This is a genomic window from Yersinia massiliensis CCUG 53443, assembly GCF_000312485.1.
GTDB classification, from domain to species: Bacteria; Pseudomonadota; Gammaproteobacteria; order Enterobacterales; family Enterobacteriaceae; genus Yersinia; species Yersinia massiliensis.
This window is the reverse complement of the sequence record NZ_HE997653.1, coordinates 64,616-72,185: the sequence shown is the minus strand read 5'-3', so window position 1 is coordinate 72,185 and position 7,570 is coordinate 64,616. Positions and strand designations below refer to the sequence as shown.

Sequence of the window (7,570 nt, the reverse complement as noted above, 5' to 3'; positions counted from 1 at the left end):
GCCATTAGCGATAGCGTTATCTCTCACGACCGTCAGGTTGGCTGCCGTGATTTGAGCGGTGCTGTCGTCCGGTTCAAACATGGTCGGCACGCTCTGGCTAACCCCGTTCACCGTGGCCTTCACTGTGGTAGTACCCGCAGTCATGTTAGTCACTGTCGCCGTGGCTACCCCATCAGCCCCGGTGGTACCAATCACGGTGGTCACTTTCGCCCCATTGTCAGCCTCGAAACTTACCGCGTGACCTGAGAGCGGATTATTACCCGCATCGGTCACCATGGCTTTAACCTCATTGGTCGCGGTGCCATTAGCGATAGCGTTATCTCTCACGACCGTCAGGTTGGCTGCCGTGATTTGAGCGGTGCTCGGTATAACCACAATCTGCATCGTTGCCCGAGGGGATGCATTGCCTTGCTGGTCATGAGCCACTGCACTCAGGGTATGAATATTGCTGCTTCGTGTTGATTGATGAGGCGGCAATGTGATGGATATCGTCTGAGGCGATACTTGCGTCACGCTTCCACCTGCTGCGATTAGCCCCGCGCTGTCCCAGTCAACTCTTTCCAGCCCGTATTTCGACACTACCTGCGCTTTGACTATTGCCCTGGACAACGCTTCTCCTGTCACTGCATCGGGAAGAGTCAACTGCATCAGCGCCTGCTTCTGATAGTCGAGCACAATATTGTTATTACGTTCAACTAAGTCGTAGCGACTGCTGGCCAGTGTCCTGCTCGAGGCCACTGCGGAGGGACTGATATGAGACTGCCAAGACTCACCCAATCGGTAGTTCAACTGGAAGTTGATACTACTGTCATTCTTGCCGCCTTTACCGGCCCGATGTTCTGTTGCTACGGTTAATAACGGGATGGGCGTATAATTCACCCCGGCCGTTACCGCATATGGGTTCTTTTGGCGATTATCTTTACCGAACAAAGCCACTTCATCTCCGCGGTATTTTTCATACATCAACTTACCGCCCAGTTGCGGATAAGTAGGCAGATAAGCTTCGGCTCGAACATCGTAGCCGTTAGCCGGACGTTCATTGTAGTCGGCAAAATCGCGCGACTGGTGCCAGTCGGTGGTGCCGAAATAACTGTTGGCAGACAGTTTGAGATAATCGGTCCAGGCTTCAGCTCCTATACCGACCCTGCGGTTTTTGCCCGTCATATCGTTATCAAAGAAGGTGTTGGCACCGTACATCCAGTTATTTTGGAATGTACGCACACCAGCCCCGATATTGACGGTATTGCGGCTGTCTTGATTACGGGCACCCAATTGCGTGAATAATATCGATTTTTGATTATCATAGAGTGGGAGCAATACATCGACGGCACTACCATCGAGCTTAAAGTCGTCATTCAGATTCATTTGTACGCGAGCGGTACCGAACTGGCTCAGCCATTGTTGGGCCGAACTGTTAAATTCATTGTTCGCCGCCGAACGGGCCAGCTGTTCGGCGGATTTGGCGGCATTACCGGTAGATAATACCGTGGCGCCGGTTTGAGCATAACCTGCCAGGTTATTCTCCAGAGGAATATCAGTGTTTTTATTTTTTTGATTATCAATGGAGAACGGAGATGTTTTGCGGGGTATCTCTATTTCATCCCCAGATGCTAATTTATTAAAGGGTTTGGAGAAAGTTCGGTATATATTGATTCTTTTAAGTTCATCGACAGTCATACCGTTTCTTTTAGCTACAATGTTTACATTTTCGCCAGCTGCAAGAATATAAGATTCGGTAGGGATATTGACTAAGGTTGCCTTTGATATTGGAGTGGCTGCAATGGCAGGAGTAAAGGATAAACTTAAAGGAAACAGTAATTGAAACAGAATATTCACCCAAGCGATAACCCTGAACGTTCGCTGCTGTGCGCATGCGGCCGCAAACTTACGTCCCGAGGGTGTTTTGAATGATTTCATCCAATAGAAATTATGCATTTATTACGTCCGAATAAGTGTCTGATATATTTGGACCGCACTGTATTGGGAATGCAGTGGATGCGCAATAAGAATTAGTATACTTTACCGTAGGATATTTCCTACAATTTGGCGGACTCTGTCGCATTAGCGTAGATCAGTTAGCAAAAGTTGCTTTGTCAATTATTTAGGCAAGCAGAAGATAAAACTGTTCTGCCGATGACAACCCATTCCCTTGCGGATGCTCAAGCTGCCCTTTGCGTATCATGTGAATTAATTCAATGCCTGCCAGTATCGTCTGCGCTCGGCGAAATGATTTAAATCCCGTCATCAATCGGGTTCGCCGTTTTATATTTCGATGGTCCTGCTTAATCAGATTATTAAAATATTTGCTTTGCCTGATGGTGATGGTTTCATCTTCGGCTTTATCGGCATTAAGCGTCGCCAGTGCTGCTGTATTGGCTCCACTTTTATCAATGGTCACAACTTCAGGTTCATTGTGGTGCCGGATTGCCTTGTGAAAGAAGCGCAAGGCGGCGACGGCATCCCGTTTGGCGGTCAGTAGGAAGTCTATGGTCTGGCCCTTACTGTCGACAGCCCGGTACAAATATTTCCACTGACCTTTGATTTTGATGTAGGTTTCATCCATGCGCCACCGTCGACCTACATTGCGTTTATACCGGCGAAAGGCCTTATCAAGGTGTGGGACCAGGCGAATGACCCAGCGGTGTAACGTGGAATGGTCAACGACAATACCGCGCACCGCCATCATTTCTTCCAGATTGCGAAGACTCAGGGCATAAGCGAGATACCAGCGAACACATTGTGCGATGGCATCACCGGGATAGTGCAGGCGTTTGAAAGTTTTTATGATCAGAGGCATAGTCAGGTTGTATCGTAAAAAAAGTATGTTACCCAACTAAGCCTTAATGCGACACAGCCAAGGCTAGAGCGTGATCTTACACATTTACGTATGAATCCTTACGCCTAGCCAATAAAGGAATTTTCCTACATCGCGTGCACGTCTATTCCGATAGATATCTTTTTAAGATTGTTGCTATCATTAATTTCCTTAAAAAGATGTAGCATGATGTTATAAAAATAAAAATAAAAATAAAAATAAAAATAAAAATAAAAATAAAAATAAAAAATACCTACAATAGAATGTAGTGTATTTGATTAATCATTTAGAACAATCTAATTTTATTAACATGATTGCAGCTCAATTGGAGCTGGTTTATGTTCGCTCAGCACGGTCAGGCTTGATGATGCAACTTAACTACCACTGTGTATTAATTAATATCTTGGTGGGTTTATTTTCGTTGAATCGTTTGTATTTACTGTGTAATTCATTAAAAACATTTTATTTCCTAATAAAATATACCGATAAGACCGAAAAATTACGCAGTATTCCCTATTAAATGCAGCTAGTTATACTTTAACTCTTAAGAGATGCTAATCAATATGACAACCTCAAAAAATCGTTCCCACCATTCCGGTTTTATGACACGCCGACATCTTCTGGGGACCCTCATTCTCTGTGGAATGATGGGAAATGCTTATGCGGGCTCTTGCTCAGGGGTACTGGGTACTTATACTTGTTCTGGCGTAGAAGACACTGCAAATGATATTGAGCAGACTTTGAATGGAAACTCATTATCAGTTATGACGTTACCTGGGTTTGGCATCTCGACTAAAAGCGGCAACGCATTTTCCTTAGCCGCTGATAATGAACTTGTCTTCACCGATAATAATGGCGCGACGATTACAGGAAATGTCGATGGTATTTATGCCGTTAACATTGCCTCAGGGGCGATACTGTCCATCACCACCACAGGTACTGTGACAGGGAGTCAAGGGCTTGGTATTTTGGGAAGTACTCTCGGCACAGATCTGACAATAGATGCAGCCGATGTCTCGGGTAATACTTACGGTATTTATGCTGAAAACTATGGAACTGGTTCAGTATCTATTACCGCCACAGGTTCCGTGGTTGGTGCAGTTAACGACGGTATTACCGCTGTCAACGCCACTGGCACGGACATGACGATAAATGCTGTTAATGCTTCTGGACAGTCTTCCGGCATCAATGCCCTTAACTTTGGTACAGGTGCAACGTCTATTAGCACCACAGGCACTGTGACAGGAAAAGACTCTATAGGACTTTATGTAGGTACTCTAGGCACAGGCTTGACGTTAGATGCTGTTAATGTCTTGGGTGGTGGTGCTGGTATTTATGCTGAAAGTTCTTCTGGGGCAATGTCAATCACCACAACAGGCTCTGTGATAGGGGCTCTAGCGGACGGCATTTATGCTTATAATGCCGGCACGGACCAGTCGATACATGCAGCCGATGTTACGGGCTATACTAGCGGTATTCATGCTGAAAACTCTGGCTCTGGGGCGCTGTCCATCACTACCTCGGGTACAGTAACCGGTACAACTGCGTATGGCGTTGAGGCCATGAATGCCTCGAATGAGCAAGTGTCGCTCGCTGTGCTTAACGGCAGTACAGTTCAGGGGGCTCAAGCAGCTATCCTCGTTGACTCATCAACATCAATGAATATCACGAACATCGGTACTATACGTAATCTGTCGCTATTATCTTCTGATGTTGCCATCCAGACAACGGGAGCGCAGGGCACTATCAATAACTCTAATTTGGTACAAGGCTCGGTTCAGTTGAGTGATGAAGGCAACATTTTCCGCAATAACGTGGATGGGGTTTGGGACACTGCAGGGGGAACCAATGATTTAGGTGCACTTATAGCATCCAATGCGGTATTCAATAACGGTTCTATCGTTGCAGCAAACGGTTCTGTTGCTGACCCCCTACAGGTTACGACCTTCAACAATGTCGGTACTTTCAGTAATGCTGGCGTCCTGACCATGGTCAATGACCGTGCGGGGGATATGACGACCATCAACGGTAATTATGAGGGGAATGGTGGGACGTTGCTGTTCGATACCGTGTTGGGCGATGATAGTTCTGCGACCGATAAACTGGTGATTAATGGCAATACAGCTGGAAACACCTACGTGAGCGTGAACAACGCCGGAGGTAGCGGAGCCCAGACACTGAATGGTATTGAACTGATTCAGGTGAACGGTCAGTCAGATGGTCAGTTCGTGCAAAATGGCCGTATTGTTGCGGGGGCGTATGATTACTCTCTGGCCCGTGGCGTGGGAACGAATGCGACCAATTGGTATTTGAGCAGTGCAGTGGCTCCAGTCGACCCTACTGACCCTACTGACCCTACTGACCCTACTGACCCTGACCCATCATTAATGGTCGAACGTCCAGAAGCCAGTGGCTACGCGGCGAACCTAGCTGCCGCAAACAATATGTTCGCCATGAGTCTGCATGACCGTTTGGGTGAGACACAGTATATCGATGCGTTAACCGGGGAACATAAAGTCACCAGCCTTTGGCTGCGTAACGCCGGTGGGCATAATCGTTCTCGTGATACGCTGGACCAGTTAAGTACGCAGGCTAACCGGTATGTTGTGCAACTGGGCGGCGATATTGCTCAATGGAGTCATGACGGGCAGGACCGTTTCCATCTTGGTGTGATGGGCGGTTATGCGAATAGCAAGAGCAGAACGGGAGCGAGTTTATCAGGTTATAGTGCTCGGGCCTCTGTTGATGGCTACAGCACGGGTGTCTATGGTACTTGGTATGCTAACGAAGCCGATAAATCGGGTTTGTATGTAGATAGCTGGGCACAGTACAGCTGGTTCAATAACACCGTTGATGGACAGGGGTTGAATACTGAAGAGTATAAATCTAAAGGGTGGACAGCTTCTCTAGAGAGCGGTTATACCTTTAAAGTCGGTGAGAATGCAGCTAAAAATGCCACTTACTTTATCCAACCGAAAGCCCAGGTGACCTGGATGGGCGTCAAAGCGGATGACCATAAAGAAGTGAATGGTACTCAAGTCTCTGGTGAAGGGGATGGCAATATTCAAACCCGCTTAGGTGTGAAAGCTTTTATGAACGGTTACAGTGAGCAGGACAAAGGAAAAGACCGGGTATTCCAACCTTTTGTTGAAGTCAACTGGGTTCATAACACTAAAGATTTTGGTACGACGATGAACGGCGTAAGCATTAAGCAAGATGGTGCGGCCAATATTGGTGAACTGAAAGTCGGTGTTGAAGGGCAAATCAATAAGCAGGTCAATCTATGGGGTAATATTGGTCAGCAAATTGGAAACAAAGGTTACAGTGACACCAGTGCCATGTTAGGGATTAAATACAACTTCTAATCATCATCAGTACTCGTCAATAACGGTGCCTAGGCACCGTTATTGACGTCCGGAATAATTAATAAATCGCATTGTAAATAAATTTAAATTGCCGGAAAGGACACATATAACATCATGAAAGTGATTGTGATTAGTGAGTGTGGATTAACAAACTTGTCGTTAAACATTATTGCTCAGGGAATAAACCGTATTGTAGGTCTGGGACAAAATATTAAGACTGATTCATATTACTCTGTCGAAAATCAAGATATCTATAATCAGTTAAATAATCGAGATGTTATTATTCTAGATGTTGACAACATTCCTCCTATTTTTGTCTTAAAAACCATTAGTCAGATAAGAGAGTCGAGCCCACTGGCTTACATTATGGTTTTTTGTCGTAAAAATGAACAAACTGATGATTTTATTTGCTTGTCTGAAATATCTGATGGGATTTTATGCAAAACCGCATCTATTGAACGAATTGAGAATTTAATTATTAATTTATTAACTTCACGTAAAGTGCCAAAGATATTTGATAAGTCAGGTTTGATACAACAAATAAGAAGACAATTAACGTGCAGAGAGAATGAAGTGTTGGAATACCTCTTGTTAGGATTAACAAATGGAGATATCTCAAAAGTGCTGGGGATGAAGTATAAAACAGCCAGCGCGCATCGGCGCAACATATGCAGTAAGTTAGGCGTCAAAGAAATTAATCAGACACTACAAAGTCTTTTGATACTGAAGTGAGATAGGGGTCCGTGGGTTGTGTCGCATTAGGGGTTTGATGGCCAACCGTACGAAAACGCACGGTAAGCGAAAAACGAACGTCTGAAAAATCGATTAGTAGACAACGCTGTCCGTTAAATGCCATTTTTCGATTAAAAAGATACCATTTTGGGGTCGTTTTTCCATGTCCATTATGTTTTTATATATCAGTCAGTTACTTCACTAACGTACGTTTCGTGCCATTGGACTTCAGACCCCTATAATGCTCGCTTTGGCTCTATCGTATTAGTCTTGCACCCATTGCATCATAATCATTAACATCATGGCCGTTGATTTGACACTCTGATTAGCAAATGTTTTTTTATTTTCGACTGGGTTCGACTCTGGCGTAAAAGCGTCATTAAGCTGCCATGCTAATTCACTCGCGTAAGGCTTGAAGTCATCAACTGATTTTATTTTTTTATTAAGCTCAGGCGCTAATAGTTTTTTGCTGTACACCCCAACGATAAAGTCAGCACAGGTTGCAAGTTTATTTTCCTGCGTTGCTTCTTGCCATTCAAGTGCATTTGCTTCATGCAAAGCCCCCCCTATATACCAATCTTCTGCAAATGCATTATTTGTAAATAAAGCAAAAATAAGAAACGTTAGCTATAATAGTGGTTCTGTCGCATTAGCGTAG

5 protein-coding genes are annotated in these 7,570 nt (G+C 44.9%); 2 read left to right on the top strand and 3 right to left on the bottom strand.

What is annotated here, in order from left to right; translation table 11 throughout:
* The coding region (gene yrIlm, locus BN68_RS22575) for a YrIlm family inverse autotransporter adhesin (protein ID WP_155965411.1) at nucleotides 1-1,917 on the bottom strand (1,917 nt) is incomplete at its 3' end.
* Nucleotides 1,918-2,101: 184 nt separating this feature from the next.
* On the bottom strand, nucleotides 2,102-2,797 hold the full coding sequence (locus tag BN68_RS22570; RefSeq protein ID WP_019213434.1) for an IS6 family transposase: 696 nt from the start codon (nucleotides 2,795-2,797) through the stop codon (nucleotides 2,102-2,104).
* 581 nt (nucleotides 2,798-3,378) lie between these two features.
* Between BN68_RS22570 and BN68_RS22560 the strand changes: the two genes are divergently transcribed.
* Nucleotides 3,379-6,180 (top strand): autotransporter outer membrane beta-barrel domain-containing protein, encoded by a 2,802-nt coding sequence (locus BN68_RS22560; protein ID WP_231294054.1) that lies wholly within the window; start codon nucleotides 3,379-3,381, stop codon nucleotides 6,178-6,180.
* Between the two features lie 114 nt (nucleotides 6,181-6,294).
* On the top strand, nucleotides 6,295-6,912 hold the full coding sequence (locus BN68_RS22555; RefSeq protein ID WP_019213431.1) for a LuxR C-terminal-related transcriptional regulator: 618 nt from the start codon (nucleotides 6,295-6,297) through the stop codon (nucleotides 6,910-6,912).
* A 264-nt stretch (nucleotides 6,913-7,176) separates the two neighbouring features.
* Here the strand turns inward: BN68_RS22555 and BN68_RS22550 are convergent, their stop codons facing one another.
* Nucleotides 7,177-7,470, bottom strand: coding sequence for a hypothetical protein (locus tag BN68_RS22550; RefSeq protein ID WP_019213430.1), 294 nt, complete (start codon nucleotides 7,468-7,470; stop codon nucleotides 7,177-7,179).
* Between the last annotated feature and the right edge of the window lie 100 nt (nucleotides 7,471-7,570).